The organism is Arthrobacter sp. GMC3, assembly GCF_002929305.1.
In the GTDB taxonomy this organism is placed as follows: Bacteria; Actinomycetota; Actinomycetes; order Actinomycetales; family Micrococcaceae; genus Specibacter.
Map to the genome: position 1 here is coordinate 181,493 of NZ_PJIO01000009.1, position 15,084 is coordinate 196,576.

Annotated in this window: 15 protein-coding genes and 1 riboswitch; of the genes, 7 read left to right on the plus strand and 8 right to left on the minus strand. The window is 62.6% G+C overall.

What is annotated here, in order from left to right; translation table 11 throughout:
* Positions 1 to 94 precede the first annotated feature (94 nt).
* On the plus strand, positions 95 to 862 hold the full coding sequence (locus tag CXQ94_RS15475) for an SGNH/GDSL hydrolase family protein (RefSeq protein WP_104091534.1): 768 nt from the start codon (positions 95 to 97) through the stop codon (positions 860 to 862).
* Here the strand turns inward: CXQ94_RS15475 and CXQ94_RS15480 are convergent.
* Positions 859 to 2,502, minus strand: coding sequence for an MFS transporter (locus CXQ94_RS15480; RefSeq protein ID WP_104091465.1), 1,644 nt, complete (start codon positions 2,500 to 2,502; stop codon positions 859 to 861). The genes CXQ94_RS15475 and CXQ94_RS15480 overlap by 4 nt on opposite strands.
* Before the next feature lie 104 nt (positions 2,503 to 2,606).
* Here CXQ94_RS15480 and CXQ94_RS15485 point away from each other — a divergent pair, with 104 nt between their 5' ends.
* Positions 2,607 to 3,314, plus strand: coding sequence for a TetR/AcrR family transcriptional regulator (locus tag CXQ94_RS15485; RefSeq protein ID WP_104091466.1), 708 nt, complete (start codon positions 2,607 to 2,609; stop codon positions 3,312 to 3,314).
* A gap of 93 nt (positions 3,315 to 3,407) precedes the next feature.
* Positions 3,408 to 3,839 (plus strand): hypothetical protein, encoded by a 432-nt coding sequence (locus CXQ94_RS15490; protein WP_104091467.1) that lies wholly within the window; start codon positions 3,408 to 3,410, stop codon positions 3,837 to 3,839.
* A gap of 80 nt (positions 3,840 to 3,919) precedes the next feature.
* Here the strand turns inward: CXQ94_RS15490 and CXQ94_RS15495 are convergent, their stop codons facing one another.
* The 6 genes from CXQ94_RS15495 to CXQ94_RS15520 all read right to left on the minus strand — a co-directional run bounded on the left by CXQ94_RS15495 (position 3,920) and on the right by CXQ94_RS15520 (position 11,712).
* On the minus strand, positions 3,920 to 4,222 hold the full coding sequence (locus tag CXQ94_RS15495; protein ID WP_104091468.1) for a putative quinol monooxygenase: 303 nt from the start codon (positions 4,220 to 4,222) through the stop codon (positions 3,920 to 3,922).
* A gap of 70 nt (positions 4,223 to 4,292) precedes the next feature.
* The gene (locus CXQ94_RS15500; RefSeq protein WP_104091469.1) at positions 4,293 to 5,321 is read right to left on the minus strand and encodes a S66 peptidase family protein; all 1,029 of its coding nucleotides are present in this window, start codon (positions 5,319 to 5,321) and stop codon (positions 4,293 to 4,295) included.
* 61 nt (positions 5,322 to 5,382) lie between these two features.
* Positions 5,383 to 6,201 carry a bifunctional 2-polyprenyl-6-hydroxyphenol methylase/3-demethylubiquinol 3-O-methyltransferase UbiG gene (locus tag CXQ94_RS15505; RefSeq protein ID WP_104091470.1) on the minus strand — a complete coding sequence of 273 codons (819 nt, stop codon included), beginning with the start codon at positions 6,199 to 6,201 and terminating at the stop codon, positions 5,383 to 5,385.
* Between the two features lie 102 nt (positions 6,202 to 6,303).
* On the minus strand, positions 6,304 to 7,443 hold the full coding sequence (locus CXQ94_RS15510) for a homoserine O-acetyltransferase (protein ID WP_104091535.1): 1,140 nt from the start codon (positions 7,441 to 7,443) through the stop codon (positions 6,304 to 6,306).
* 74 nt (positions 7,444 to 7,517) lie between these two features.
* Entirely contained in the window at positions 7,518 to 8,834 is a 1,317-nt protein-coding gene (locus CXQ94_RS15515) for a bifunctional o-acetylhomoserine/o-acetylserine sulfhydrylase (RefSeq protein ID WP_104091471.1), read from the minus strand.
* An 82-nt stretch (positions 8,835 to 8,916) separates the two neighbouring features.
* Positions 8,917 to 9,032: riboswitch (SAM riboswitch) on the minus strand.
* 205 nt (positions 9,033 to 9,237) lie between these two features.
* A complete protein-coding gene (locus CXQ94_RS15520) occupies positions 9,238 to 11,712 on the minus strand; it encodes a Tex family protein (protein WP_104091472.1) in 2,475 nt (824 codons plus the stop codon).
* Positions 11,713 to 11,828: 116 nt separating this feature from the next.
* Here CXQ94_RS15520 and CXQ94_RS15525 point away from each other — a divergent pair, with 116 nt between their 5' ends.
* Entirely contained in the window at positions 11,829 to 12,467 is a 639-nt protein-coding gene (locus CXQ94_RS15525) for a VOC family protein (RefSeq protein ID WP_104091473.1), read from the plus strand.
* Positions 12,468 to 12,542: 75 nt separating this feature from the next.
* Here the strand turns inward: CXQ94_RS15525 and CXQ94_RS15530 are convergent, their stop codons facing one another.
* The gene (locus CXQ94_RS15530) at positions 12,543 to 13,346 is read right to left on the minus strand and encodes a CPBP family intramembrane glutamic endopeptidase (protein WP_104091536.1); all 804 of its coding nucleotides are present in this window, start codon (positions 13,344 to 13,346) and stop codon (positions 12,543 to 12,545) included.
* Between the two features lie 263 nt (positions 13,347 to 13,609).
* On the opposite strand from CXQ94_RS15530, the gene CXQ94_RS15535 reads away from it, so the two are divergent.
* The 3 genes from CXQ94_RS15535 to CXQ94_RS15545 all read left to right on the plus strand — a co-directional run bounded on the left by CXQ94_RS15535 (position 13,610) and on the right by CXQ94_RS15545 (position 14,989).
* On the plus strand, positions 13,610 to 14,074 hold the full coding sequence (locus CXQ94_RS15535; RefSeq protein ID WP_104091474.1) for a hypothetical protein: 465 nt from the start codon (positions 13,610 to 13,612) through the stop codon (positions 14,072 to 14,074).
* Entirely contained in the window at positions 14,074 to 14,268 is a 195-nt protein-coding gene (locus CXQ94_RS15540; protein WP_104091475.1) for a helix-turn-helix transcriptional regulator, read from the plus strand. Before CXQ94_RS15535 ends, CXQ94_RS15540 begins: the two co-directional genes overlap by 1 nt.
* 127 nt (positions 14,269 to 14,395) lie before the next feature.
* Entirely contained in the window at positions 14,396 to 14,989 is a 594-nt protein-coding gene (locus tag CXQ94_RS15545) for a GNAT family N-acetyltransferase (RefSeq protein WP_104091476.1), read from the plus strand.
* Positions 14,990 to 15,084: the final 95 nt, after the last annotated feature.

Below are 15,084 nucleotides of genomic sequence, written 5' to 3' on the forward strand. Positions count from 1 at the left end.
TGGGAGGGTGAAAGAATTTACGGCACCCAGTCAGCAAACCCCCGCCGAGTCCGATCCGGCACTTCACCGCCACCCATGGAACCGCTACGTGGCCATGGGCGACTCTTTTACCGAAGGAATCGGCGATCCCGAACCCAGCAGCCCCGGCGGCTACCGAGGCTGGGCAGACAGGCTCGCCGAGGAACTGAGCCGCGACCGCGACGATTTTCGCTACGCCAATTTGGCCATCCGAGGCCGACTCATGGGGCAAATCCTCAGCGAACAGCTGGAACCAGCTTTGGCGCTCAAGCCGGATCTGCTGAGCATCTCCGCAGGCGGCAACGACCTGATCCGCCCGGGCTCCGACCCCGATTCCCTGGCCGATTCCTTGGATGCTGCAGTGGGCAAGATGACGGCGGCCGGCGCTACCGTATTGCTGTTCAACGGCCCGGACATTCGTGACACTCCCGTGCTGGGCATGGTCCGCGGTCGAGTGGCCATTTACAACGAGAACCTGCGCACCATCGCTTCCCGGCATGACGCCGTGGTGGCGGACATGTGGTCCCTGCGTCAGCTAACAGACCCGCAAATGTGGGCCGATGACCGTTTGCACTTCTCTCCGCTTGGCCACCACACCATCGCCATCATGGCCTTGAACGCGCTCAACGTCCCCCATGGGCTCCTCCCCCGGTTACCCAAACCGCTACCCCCGCAGAAGTGGCAGACTGCACGGGCCGAGGACCTGGTCTGGGCTAGGGAGTTCCTTGTCCCGTGGGTGCTGCGCAGGCTACGCCACCAGTCCTCCGGCGACGGTATCACCCCCAAGCGCCCCACCCCGGGACCGGTCTTTGGCCCAGACGTACTGCACGGAGCCGAGGGCTAGGCGCGGTGGCGGGCCGCGCTCTCTGGGGAGGGCTCGGCTGGGGGTTCCACGCTGATCACACTCGCCCTTTCGACGGCGTGTTGACCCCAGTGTTCGGGCGGCGGTTCGGCGGCCGACTCCTCGGCTGGTACGGCCCCGGCTACGCCCTCTCCCAGTCCCGTATGCTCATCGGCTAGCGATTGGCCTTGCCCGCGACGCCGGAACAGCAAGGCCGCTAGGATTGCGCCGAAGGCGAAGAAGCCGGCACCCCACCAGTAGGCGACGGCGTAGCTGTGGACGGCTGCCTGGGCGGCAATTTCCGCGGTTGGCGGCACGTGCGCAGCCAGATAGCTGGTGGCGGCCGTGGCAGCCAGGGTGTTCAGCAGGGCCGTGCCGATGGACCCGCCCACCTGCTGGCTCGTATTCACCAGTGCGGAGGCGACGCCGGCGAACTCGCGATCGACACCATACGTGGCGGTTTGGATGGATGCTGGCATGATCGAGCCGATGCCGAACCCCAGGATCATCAGCGGCGGCAGGAGGTCGCTGGCGTAATTACTGTCCAGGTTCAGCCGGGTCAGGTAGGCCATGCCTACGGCGGCAAGGACCATGCCAAAAGGAACCATGATTTTTGGCCCGAACCGTGGCAAGAAGATGTTGGTCGACAGCTGCGCGGCCAGGACCAGCATGCCGATCATGGGCAAGAAGCCGATGCCCGTCTGAATGGGTGAATAGTGCAGGGACGTCTGAACGTAGTAGGTAACGAACAAGAAGATGCCAAACATGCCAGCACCGGCGATCAGCACCGAGGCGTAGGCGGCGCCGCGGTTGCGGTCCAGCACAATATGCAGCGGCAGGATCGGGTGCGCGGCGCGGCGCTGCCAGAGCACGAAGGCGACCAGCAGCACGACGGCCCCGGTGAGCATGCCCCAGGTCTGCGGCGCATGCCATCCATCGGTTTCGGCGTTGGAGAAACCGTAGACGAGCCCAAACAGTGCACCGGAAACCAAGACGGTCCCCGGGATGTCGAGCTTGGGCCGTGGGCCGTGAACCGTTGCGTGACTGACGAAGATGCTGGCACCGATCACCGCAAAGATGGCGATGAAGACGTTGATGTACAGGTTCCAGCGCCAGTTGAAGTCCTCGGTCAGGAACCCGCCGAGCAGAAGCCCCACGGCACCCCCGGCCCCGGCGATGGCACCGAAGACGCCAAAGGCGCGGGCCCGCTCCTTGGGAATGGTGAACGTGGTGGTCAGCACTGCCAGAGCCGTGGGAGCTAGCAACGCCCCGAAGGCGCCCTGCAGTGCGCGGGCGAAGACCAGCATGCCGAAGCTGCCTGCGGCACCGCCCAGCGCGGAGGCCCCGGCGAAGCCGATCAGGCCGATGATGAAAGTACGTTTTCGGCCCATCAGATCGGAGAGCCGCCCGCCCAGCAGCAACAGGCTGCCGAAGGCCAGGGAGTAGGCGGTGATAATCCATTGGCGGTCTCCATTGGTGAAACCAAGATCGCGCTGCGCGGAGGGAAGAGCAATGTTGACGACGGTCGAATCCAGTACGACCATCAATTGCGCAAGGGCCACTGTGGTCAGCGTCCACCAGCGTCGCGTGGACACCACTGAGGCGTCCCGTTCATCCTTTTCGAGGGTTCGAATTTGTGACATGTGCGACACTATATACGATACTATTGAGTTTCGGATCTTAACAGTTTCAGAATTTGCCGTGAATGGGCAATGAGCGAAAAACACGAGCGAAGGAGACCGCCGCTATGACGCAATCGTTCCTCACCGAAGAGCCGCAACGGGAGGAGCCGACGACGCCTGCCTCCCCTGCGTCCAAACCGGTGAAGCTGGGCCGCAAACGCGACCACACCCGCGATCCTGCCATCCTTGAAGCCGCCTTGGCTGTCCTTGCCGAAACTGGCTACGACGGCATGACCATTGACATGGTGGCGGCCAGGGCCAAGGCGGGCAAGGCCACCTTGTACCGGCGCTGGCCCTCCAAAGCAGAACTGGTTTTGGACGCCGTTGCCTGCCTGAAGAAGGCTGACACGGATCCGGCACGCCTGCCAGACACCGGAACCCTGCGAGGGGATCTCACCGCCATGATCAAGCCCCACACGATCGAGGACGGCGAACGCAAGCTACAGATCATGGCCGGGCTCATGTCCATGCTGAACAGCACTCCTGAATTGGTGGACACGGCTACCGCAGCCATCGTGGACCCCCGGGTTGCCGTGAACCGTATCTTCTTGCGCCGTGCCGTGGACCGTGGCGAAATCCCTTCCGACTGCGACCTTGAAACGCTGGCACTCGTCTCGCCGTCGATGGCGGCCTTCCGCGTCTTGGTCTTGAAGAAGACTGTGGACAGGGACTTCCTACTTTCGTTGATCGACGGCGTCATACTGCCAGCGGTCGGCCTTGGCGTGGGCCCCACTCGGCGGCTAACGGAGGACGGCTCGACCGATACTAGGTAGGGAGCGCCGTGGCAAACATCGGACTGTCAGGCAAGCGGACTAGGATGAGAAGAAGCGCGAATTATCTGTGCGCCAATATGGAAGAGGTGCGTTGTGCTCAGTGTTCTCAACCTAGAGGCGGCAGGTGATCTGGCCGCGGCATCGTCGAGTTCGGCAGGGCTCCAGCCATGGTTCGTTTTCATCATTATTGCCGTGGTGCTGTTGTCCAGCTTCGTCAGGGCGGCCAGTCGCAAGAGGCGCACCCGCGACGCCGGCCAGTACGCACCCGCCTCCCCTACGGGAAAGCCCGGCGTTGCACACCAGGCAACCCCGGTTCCCTACGCAGGAACCCTCCTCAACGGTGTCCCGATGAAAAATTACGACTCCGCACACGGGCACCAAACCGGAGGTTTCGCCAACGAGCGAATGCGCGCCGAGGCCGAGCTCAAGCGCCAGCTTGATGCCCTGGACACGGCCCGACGCATCGGCCAGGTCACAGCCGAGCAGTACGCCGTCCACCGCGATGCGATCTTCAAGGCGTTCTAGGCAGCCGCGCACCCGCGCTAGTTAACGCCAGGGTGCGGGTTCCGGAAGCGGAACGTAGTGAGCGCATGGATTGCCGCGGTTCAGTCGCGCAGTGGTGATCCGATGACGTCGAAACGAAACCCGCCAAAAGTGCCCGAAAGGAGCGGTCGTGCGGCCGCTATCGATGCTTGGACCTCGGGCAAGTTGAGGGATGCTTGATGCGCCTCGGCGCTCTCCCATAACTCCACGACAAAGACCGTGTCGGGGTCCGCGTCATTGATTCCAACCTCATACGCCAAGCACCCGATCCCCCTGAGGGTGTCGCTGCGCTGCGTGAGTTGAGCAACTAACTCATCCCGTTTCCCGGGGAGGACACCAAGCGTGCCTGCATTTGCGAAGGTCATGCCATGAGGTTAGCAGCCGCCCCTGTACCCGCCAATCGAACGGCAAGTGCTTGAACGCCCGCTAGTCGGCTCACGTCAGCGTCTGTTCTAGGTATTGCTCTTTTTCGTTGAACACCAGATGGCCTTGGGCTCCGTTGATGATGGGGAGTTGTGGTGGAACGTGGCCGCATTCGACATTGCCAATAATGGGTACGCCTAGCGTTCCTAAGGCATCAAGGACGGCCGCGGGCTGGGTTAGAGATGGAGAGTCAGGGGCGCCGGTCCGTCCCACGAGGATGGCCTTGGCGCCGTCGAAGAATCCGGCCAAGCGCATGCCGTGGAGATGACGGCAAATCGTGGTCGCATCAACACCGGAAGCTTCTACGTAGACGATGAGAGAATCTCTGGGGCCCTCTCGCAACGCTTTGGTGTTGAGGTAGGGGGTGCCAGCGAGATTGGCCATCGTCTCTATGCAGCCGCCGATCAGGCGGCCTGAAACACCCACAGGTTCCTGGCCCTGGTCGAGCCGTTCCCAGACCCCAGTGCCGTTCCATGCTTGTTCCGTGACTTCGGGCTTATTTTCCCAATCGTCCCAATCGTTAACGCGGTGAACGCCCGGAGACGACTGTTTGAATATTGAGCCCGCAGGGAGCGAGGCAATATCTATCCATGACATCAGTGAGTCCGGGACAAGGTACGGAGTGTCCATGAGGTTGCTGCCGTGAAGAGTTGCCATTCCTGTCAGCAGCGTGATCGGGGTGAGCAGGGTTGAAATGTCGGAGTACCCTACGAACCAGCTTGGTTCGGCAAGCGCGAGGGCATCGAAATCCAGGTGCGGAATAAGGTCGATGGCCACTGTCCCGCCCCATGGGGGAACAATGGCTTTGATCGTGGGGTCCAAGAGCATCCGCATTAGCTCTGCGGCGCGCTGTTCAGCAGGTGCACTGGTGTGCGTGGAACCGTCTAGACAATCACCGATATCGACCGTGAAACCACGGTCACGCAATTGTCTTACTGCAAAGTGAAGGCGTCCCAAAAGCGGTTCGGGTACACCGCTTGACGGTGCTGTCACGCCAATGACGGCGCCCGGTACCAACGGCCGGGGGTATCGAATCTCCATGGACTAATACTTGCATGGGGCCACGCCGCGTGCTTGACCGTAGGTGGAAGGCCAAATGCCCCTAGCCTCGTCTTTCGGCGATCCCGCCCACGGTCGTATATGCGAGAACGAATTCGCCACCGATCGCGTCAATTGTGGCCCCCAAACCGGCCAGAAGGGCTTCGAGCTTCTCTTGGGGCAGGCGATTAATGCCGCCGGAGGTCGATGTCTGCTCCAACCACGCGTCGCGGCTGATGGTCGCCTCCCAGTCGACGGCGACGCTCTCGAATGGATGGAAAGCGTTGGTGGCTTGGATCCCCGCCTCGGCCGCGTCAATGATCCCGTTGTAGGCACCGCGCCGCAGCGCTGTTGCCCACGGGTTGAATGGGAGCCCGGTTTCGAGTGAAGCGAAGACCTTCCCGAACTGCGCCGCGAGTTCGGCCGGCGGGCGAGCCTCGTTCCAGAACAGGACCAAAAAGCCGCCGGGCCGGAGCACGTCAGCAGCCCTGGCAGCCCCCGCGACGGGGTCCACCCAATGCCAGGCCTGCCCGGAGATGAGACCGTCAAACATGCGGCCAGCAGCATCCCAGTCCTCGAACCGCGCTACCTCGACGTCGAAACCCTGGAGGCGGGCGAACTCGGCCATGCGCGGGTCAGCTTCTACGCCGAGCACCGTGAACCCGCGATCGCTGAACGGCCGCGACGAAATGCCGGTGCCGATGCCGACGTCAAGAATCGCCCTGCCGGGCAGGCGGCGGGCGATCTCGTCAATGAACATGTCCGGGTAGTGCGGTCGGGTCCGATCGTAGCGGGCGGCATCGTCACCGAAGGACTCAGCCATCTCGCGCCGTTGGGGCGATGCGCCACCCTGAGAAGGAGGCGATGCAGGTGTAGTGACCATGCGCCCACCCTAAGTGGGCCTGTGGTCACGGGTCAACGGATCGGGGGCAGGCCAGAGTCGCGCTCCACCGGACTCTCCGCCCCACCGCGAAGGGCCGTTGAGCTAGTCCGTGAAGAAGGACTCCCGGAGCAGCTTTCCTACGGTGGCCACCTCGGTCAAGAAGCCATCGTGGCCGATCGCAGAATCGATCCGATGCACTTCCACATCACCCGGCAGTGCTGCCGCCAACTCGTGCGACTGCGACGGGAAGTAGAGCCTGTCACTGTTGACCGCCGCGATGAGGAACTCGACACCCTCGGTCCGTGCCAGCGCCTGTTCCAACGTGCCCCGTCCGCGCGTGACATCGTGGCTCATGAGCGCCTCGGTGATGGCAATGTAACTGTTCGCATCGAAGCGGCCCACGAGTTTACGTGCCTGGTGGTCCAGGTAACTTTCCACCTGGTACCGCTCGGCGAAGGAGTTGGATGCGGCAGGGCGCAGGCGTCCGTGGCTGAGCGGGTTTTCTCCCGGCTGGACACTGCGCCCAAAGCGTTGCTCCATCTCGGACTCGGAACGGTACGTGATGTGGGCAATCCGACGGGCCAGCCCCAGCCCTGCGGTGGGGGCGGCGCCGTCGTAGTAGTCCCCGCCAGCAAAGGCCGGGTCCTGACGAATGGCCAACACCTGTGCCTGTGAGAACGCTATCTGCTCGGCGGTACTTGCGGCACAAGATGCCACCACGGCGCACCGTTGGACACGTTCGGGGAAGGTGACCGCCCATTCCAGGGCCCTAGCGCCACCCATGGATCCACCCACCACCGCATGCCAGAAGGTGATCCCGAGCAGGTCAGCGAGCCGCGCCTCCGCCGCCACCGAATCACGGATGGTGACGAACGGGAAGCGCGAACCGTAAGGCGCGCCGTCGTCGGCAATACTGGAGGGTCCGGTGGAGCCGTAGCAGCCACCGAGCATGTTGGCGGCCAGCACAAAGTACTTGGTGGTGTCGATGGCCTCGCCGGGGCCCACCAGGCCTTCCCACCAGCCGTCTTCCTCGGATTCACCGCGGCTAACATGCGTGCTGCCGGTTAGGGCATGCTGGATCAACACGGCGTTGGTGCCCTCGGCATTGAGCGTGCCCCAGCATTCGAACGCCATGGTGACCGAGGGCAATTCGCCGCCGGCTTCTAACTCGAGCGTACCGATCTGCAGGGAGCGCAAAACTCCTCCGCCTAGGCCCACACCGGCAGACCAGGGAGCGCCCACGGAGCTGGTTTCCACCGCTGGTCCCGTCTCAGGCGAAAACACGTCCACCTCCCCTACCGCTTGTCCCACCGAACTCACGCCGATTTTGCTGCGCGGAATCCGGCTTCAAGGTCGGCAAGGATGTCTTCAATACCTTCCAAGCCCACCGAGAGGCGGACCAGTCCGGGGCGGACACCGGCCGCCAACTGCTCTTCAGGCGACAACTGTGCGTGGGTGGTCGACGCCGGGTGGATGACCAAGGAGCGCACGTCACCGATGTTGGCGACGTGGGAGTGCAACTCCAGGCCGTCGACGAAACGCTTGCCGGCCTCGGCACCGCCGACGATGTCGAAGGCGATGACTGCACCGGTGCCCTTGGGTCCGTACTTGCGGCCACGCTCAAACCACGGGCTTGAGGGGATGCCGGCATAGGCCACGGCCTCGACGTTCTCATTTTCTTCAAGCCAGGTGGCCACGGCCACGGCGTTGCTGACATGCCGTTCAACGCGAAGGCTCAGCGTCTCAATGCCCTGGGCGATGAGGAACGCGTTGAACGGCGCCACGGCCGAGCCGAGGTCGCGCAGCAGCTGGACCCGGGCCTTGAGGATGTAGGCAAGGTTGGCGCCCAGGGCGCTTCCCACGCCCAGATCGCGCGCATAGACAAGACCGTTGTAGCTGGCATCCGGGGTGTTGAAACCGGGGAACTTTTCCGGGTTGGCGCCGAAGTCGAACTTCCCGCCGTCGACAATCACACCGGCGATGGCGCTGCCGTGGCCGCCCAAGTACTTGGTGGCGGAGTGGATGACGATGTCCGCACCCCACTCCAGGGGGCGGATCAGGTAGGGGCTGGCGAGGGTGTTGTCCACCAAAAGGGGCACGCCGGCCTCGTGAGCGATGGCGCTGACGCCTTCGATGTCCAGCACGTCCTGGCGCGGGTTGGAGACGACCTCGCCGAAGAAGGCCTTGGTGTTGGGCTTGACGGCTGCGCGCCACTGGTCAAGGTTGTCGGGGTCAGCCACGAAGGTGACCTCGATGCCGAGCTTCCGCAACGTGTTCGCCAGCAGGTTGTACGTGCCGCCGTAGATGCTGGGGCTGGAGACAATATGGTCCCCTGCCTCGGCCAGGTTCAGGATTGCGAACGTGGTGGCCGCCTGACCGGAGGCGAGCAGCAACGCGCCGACGCCGCCCTCAAGGCTGGCAATGCGCTGTTCGACGGCGTCCTGGGTAGGGTTGCCGATGCGCGTGTAGATCGGTTCCAGTTCTGCCAGGGCGAAACGGGCTGCGGCGCTTTCCGCAGACGGGAACACGAACGATGATGTCTGGTAGATCGGCAGGGCACGGGCACCGGTGGTGACATCGGGCTCCTGGCCCACGTGGATCTGACGGGTTTCAAATGACCAAGCGTTGTTCATGGCAATTTCCTTCAACACTGGGGGCCTACGACTTCGGCCCACCATTTCCCATGCAGGAAAGATGAGCCTCAGGAGTCCATGGGGCCCGCGCTTGCACCGAAACCGGACGGTTCGGTACCAGGTCTTCACCCGGGGCACCCCACCGCGGTGGAGGGTTGCCGGTCAGCGAGCCGGGGCATTTCGCTGACACTCATGACCTACATCCAGTGTGCGAGATAAGGTCGCGAACTTACAAGATTGTGACGAATTTATGACCTACATCGAATAAGTGCTTGAAATTTGCCACCATAAGTGGCAATGGCTGAACTTATGAGCGGATTCGCCGCGGTGAGTGCGCAGCTGATGCGATTTAAACGCCAACACCTCGCAACTGCTGCGCACTCACCGTATCGCCAGGACTTGGCTACTTCCCGAGGCCCGCGCGTCGAAGAGCCTCGGCCATGGCCGTGTTCGCCGATGAGGGTCCCGAGCCCTGGTTTGCGGCACGCTGCTGTCCACCCTTCGGCTGTCCACTGCGTTGCTGTCCGCCGGAATTACCGCCGGTTTTGCCTCCGCCGCCGGGGGTTGCGCGCGCCGAAGTCCGAGGTCCGGCGTCGTTCCCTTTCCGCTCCCGGGAGTTACCTGAGGGCGCCTTGGCCTCGTCATCCAGGCGCAAGGTGAGGGAGATTCGCTTGCGTTCGGGCTCCACCTCCAGCACCTTCACACGGACCACCTGGCCGGATTTGACCACGGCATGCGGGTCAGAGACGAACGAATTGCTCAGCGCAGAGACGTGCACCAGGCCGTCCTGGTGCACACCAATGTCTACGAAAGCGCCAAAGGCGGCCACATTGGAGACCACGCCTTCGAGAATCATGCCGGGGCGCAGGTCAGTGATTTTCTCGACACCGTCGGCGAAGGTGGCGGTTTCAAAGCGGGGGCGGGGATCACGTCCGGGCTTTTGCAACTCGGCAACAATGTCTTTGACGGTGGGCAGGCCAAAGCTGCCATCGACGAAGTCACCCGGATTGACGCCGGCCACGGCCCCCACACCTCCGGAAATCTCGGCGGCTTTTGCGCCCACCGAGGTGAGAATCTTGCGCGCCACCCCGTAGGCCTCGGGGTGAACACTGGAGGCATCCAGCGGCTCGGCACCGCCGGTGATGCGCAGGAATCCGGCGCATTGCTCGAACGCCTTGGGGCCCAGGCGGGCCACCTTGAGCAGGTCCCGCCGCTTGCTGAACGGGCCGTGCTCGTTCCTGTGCGCCACAATGTTTTCACTGAGCAAGGACCCCACCCCCGCCACGCGTGCGAGCAGGGCCGGGGAGGCCATGTTCAGGTCCACGCCCACGGCGTTCACACAGTCCTCGACGACGGCGTCCAGGGATCGTTCAAGCTTGGCCGGGGTGAGATCGTGCTGGTATTGGCCCACGCCGATCGACTTGGGATCAATTTTTACCAGCTCGGCCAGCGGGTCCTGTAGCCGTCGGGCGATCGAGACGGCCCCGCGCAGGGACACGTCCATGCCGGGCAGCTCGGCCCCGGCCAGCGCCGAGGCTGAGTAGACGGATGCACCGGCTTCGGAAACCACCAGCTTGGTCACTTTGAGCCCAGGATTGCTGCGTTTTAGTTCAGCCAGTAACTCGGCGGCAAGCTTGTCGGTTTCCCGGCTGGCCGTGCCATTACCGATCGCCACCAGTTCTACCTGGTACTTCAGCGCGAGGGCATGCAGCGTGGCCAACGCTTCGTTCCAGCGCTTTGCCGGAGCGTGCGGATAGATGGTGTCGGTGGCGACCACCTTCCCTGTCCCATCGACCACAGCCACTTTGGTGCCGGTGCGCAACCCCGGGTCCAGACCTAGCGTCGCCCTGTTCCCGGCCGGTGCGGCCAGCAACACGTCGCGCAGGTTTGCGGCAAAGACGCGTACGGATTCCTCCTCTGCGCTCTGGAACAGGCGCACGCGCAGGTCCACAGAGAGGCGCGTCAGGATGCGGGTGCGCCAGGCCAGACGGGCGCTTGTCATCAACCAGGTGTCAGCGGCCCTGCCCGACTCGCTAATACCCAACGAATGGGCCACGGCATTTTCGTAACCGGCGCGAGCTTGCGCCTGCGCATCGGCGTCCCGGGTGTCGGCCTCGGACAGATCCAGGGTCAGAACGCCCTCCTTTTCGCCGCGCAGCAGGGCCAGCACCCTATGGCTGGGCAGCGTGTGCGGAGGCTGGGCGAAGTCAAAGTAGTCCTTGAACTTCTCCCCCTCAGCGGCTTTACCGGCCTTCACCTTCGAGCCCAGACGCCCCTTCTTCCACAGCCGCTCGCGAAGCTCCCCCACCAACGCCGCATCCTGACCGGCCCGCTCGATCAGAATGGCGCGCGCGCCGGCCAACGCTTCATCGGAGCTTGGTACGCCCTTGGCGTCGGAGACGTAGCCATCGGCAGCCACGGCGGGGGCCAGGGCAGGGTTGGCCAGCAAAGCTTCAAGGAGCGGTTCCAACCCGGCCTCGCGGGCGGCGTCGGCCTTGGTTTTGCGCGTCGACTTGTAGGGAAGGTAAAGATCTTCCAGCTCAGATTTCGTTGTGGCGGCATCAATCGCCGCGCGCAGGGGGGCAGTCAGCTTGCCTAGCCCGTGGATGGTTTCAAGAATTGCCAGGCGCCGGGCTTCAAGCTCACGCAGGTACCGCAACCGCTCTTCCAAATCACGCAGCTGGGCGTCGTCGAGGGTCCCGGTTGCCTCTTTCCGGTAGCGGGCAATGAAAGGCACGCTCGCGCCGTCGTCCAACAGTCCGACGGCGGCACGAACCTGGGCGACTCGCACCCCCAGTTCTGCGGCAATGGCGGCGGCTATGCGCGTCTCAATAGTGGCGGCGTCGGGGCGGATCAGGGCGGCAGCAGAATGAGTCACAAGGACAATTCTGCCCCAGATTCGCCGTCCCGCGCGGCACCCCCAACACAGGACATCCCATATGACTTAGGTAACACTAAGTCGAGAGCCCGATCACAAAGTGCCAAGATGATCCTATGCGAATGGATCATGTCTCTTACGCCTGTGAATCAGATGGATTGGCTGCCACCACGGAGCGAATCGCAACCGCCCTCGGGGTCGATGCAGTACGCGGTGGAATACATCCGCGCTTCGGCACCCGCAATATGATTATTCCTCTCACCGACCACCACTATGTGGAAATTGTTGAGTGCCTCAACCACCCGGCGTCAGACAAAGCCCCGTTCGGGCAGGCCGTCAAGGCCCGGTCCGCGGCAGGAGGTGGCTGGATGGGATGGTGTGTCGCCGTTGACGACCTGACCCCGTTCGAGGACCGCCTTGGCCGCAGTGCCGTGCCTGGTAATCGCAAGTTCCCTGACGGGCAAGAACTGGTGTGGCAGCAGATCGGCATCAAGGGTCTCATCGCAGACCCGCAGGTGCCGTACATGCTCAAGTGGGAAGGGGATCCTGCCCTGCACCCCTCACTGGCTCGCCCCTCCACAGTCAAGCTTTCATCGCTGACCATTGCCGGTAGCGCCGAACGCGTCACCGAATGGCTCGGCGAGCCCGTTGAACGTCCCTTGGATGACGTCTCGGTCGAATGGATCGCGCCCCGCGGCACGCCCGGCATCATGAGCGTCACCTTTGAAACGGCCAACGGCCCGGTCACCATTTAGCTCTTCACGTGGGTCCACGTTGGGACCACGACGGCGGCACTCTCCCTTTGTGGGCGAGTGCCGTTTGCGTTGGCACTACCCGAACCCGAGCGCCGGGCCCATGGTGAACGCTGCAATGTCGACGAGCGAATGCGCAATCACCAAGGGCATGACCCGGCCATATTTCTTGTACAACCAACAAAACAACAGCCCCATCAAGAAGTTGCCCACAAAGGGGCCGAAGCCCTGGTACAGGTGGTAGCTGCCGCGGATTAGCGAGCTGATGACCGCCGCCGCGACAGGCGAGAAACCGATCTTCTCCAGACGACCCAGGAGGTAGCCCACCATGATGACTTCCTCCAGCAGCCCGTTGTGGATGGCGGAGAGGATCAGCACCGGGATGGTCCACCAATACTGATTCAACGCGCTGGGGATGATCTCGGTGGTGACGCCCAACGCCCGGCCAGCCGCATAGAGACCCAGCGACGGCACGCCAATCACGATTAGCAGACCCAAGGCGCCCAGCCCGTCGCGGACGGGGTGCCTGAAGTCGAGCCCGATGCGCCGGAACACCGATTTCCCAGGCTCTGCCAGCAGGTAGAACACCAGGAACACCGGAACCAGGGCAAAGAAGATGCCCAGCAGCTGGTAGGTAAGGTCGAAATACTCGCGGCTACTCTGCGTCGTGTTCAGCGTGGAAGTACCCGCCGACAGAGGCGCCGCCGTCATTTTCTGAATCAGGGACACCACCGAGTACACCGCCGACTGCCCCAGGGAAAGCCCCAGCACCAGGAGCACCTCAAAGATGAGCCTGCGCCGAGACCTCCCTCCCCACGAGAAGCTGACGACGCCGGACTCGGGGCCGGCGTGGGTTGCTGGTGTGGACAGATTCTCACTCATGTACACCATCATGCCTTCCCTGCCTCCGATTCTCCGTTCCGCCTGCAGGAAATGCTGCCGCAGATTCTTCACGTCCAAGTTGCCAGGGCTTGGAGTTCCGAAACTCGACCGATATAAAACACGATCCGCATTCCGGAGGACCTCAACGAGGCCGTTGCATCCATGGACAAGCATCCTTGACGTAAAGGTCGCTTGTCAGTAAAGTCTCCCTTACATCAAGGGAGCTCAATCGGGGCTTCGCAGCTAGAGAGAAGGTTGATGACATGAACGTCACCGGGGTTTCACAGACGCGCTGGGGAAAGGCACGCTTTGGAGGCGGCTCCGCGGCACTTTGGAGCATCTCGATTGGGATAGGAGCAATCACCTCAGCGGGCCTAGGATGGCTCTTCCTGCTGCTCGGTGATGTGGAGCGACCCGTGCTCGCATTCACCATTACGCTCGCTAGCACGCTGCCGGTCACCACAGCACTGGGATGGGCGGTCCTCGTTGACCGCTCAACCCTTAAGGGGGCGATCGAAAAACCAGACGACTCCATCGAGTCGTCCTGGTACCAGAAGGCAGCGGTTGGCGCTTTCGGAGACATCCTGATCATCGGCGGCCTTGGTGCTGCCGTGTTCGCTTTTACGAAGATCGAAGCTCCGATTAGTTGGTGCCTCGCCGCCGTGGTGCTGTTTGCCATGGTCGACTTCGCGGGACGTTACGCGTGGCAGAAGAAGTCAGTTTCCTGATGCAGAACACGCTTCCACAGCGCCGCCAAGATCTTGGATGGTCTCAACAACGTTTGGCGGACGAGCTCGGGGTGTCGCGTCAAACCATTATTTCCATTGAGAAGGGCCACTACGACCCTTCGCTGCCGGTTGCTTTCAGGATCGCAGCCGTTTTTCAATGCAGTATTGAAGATCTGTTCACCCCAGTCCTGTAGTCCAATCCGCTGCATCACACAGTCCCACCGGGTGTTCCTTAGAGAACCGGCAAGGAGTGACACCCGTCGTGGTCCGGCATGTCCCCCGGGCTATGCTCAAGGAGTGAATTTCACCGATGTCACTTTGATGGAAAACCAGTTCGTGCGGCTCGAGCCACTTTGCCAGGTGCACCACGACGACCTCGTCATGGCAGTTGAGGTCGATGAGTTGTGGAAGACCTGGTACAACACCCATGTTCCCAACCCGGACTCAATGGCCGCGGAGATCACCCGCCTGCTGGCCCTAAACGCCGAGGGGCGAATGGTCCCGTGGGCCATCATCGATCCGGTCACTTCACACGCCGTTGGTGTGACCACGTATTTGAATCTCGATCCAGCCAATCGCCGTCTCGAAATCGGTTCAACCTGGATCGGCTCGAAGGCACAGGGCACGGGGATCAACGCCGCAGCCAAATTGCTTCTACTCCAGCGAGCGTTTGAGGAACTGGGCTGCATTGCCGTGGAGTTCCGTGCACATTGGCACAACCACCAATCACGCCGCGCCGTCGAACGCCTTGGCGCCAAACAAGACGGCGTCCTTCGCAACCACCGGATTTTCGAGAATGGCACCGTTCGCGACACCGTCGTGTTTTCCATTGTCGAAGCAGAGTGGCCGACAGTGAAGTTCGGACTGTCTGAACGACTCGGCGCTCACCTACGGCAATCTGCCTCCGCGAGTTGAACGTCCGCTCTCACTCCTTTAGGTATTGGGGCTACCAATCACTGACCAACTCCCGGCGTCTACATAGCTCCGTCATCGGCTTTGCGCCACGAAAT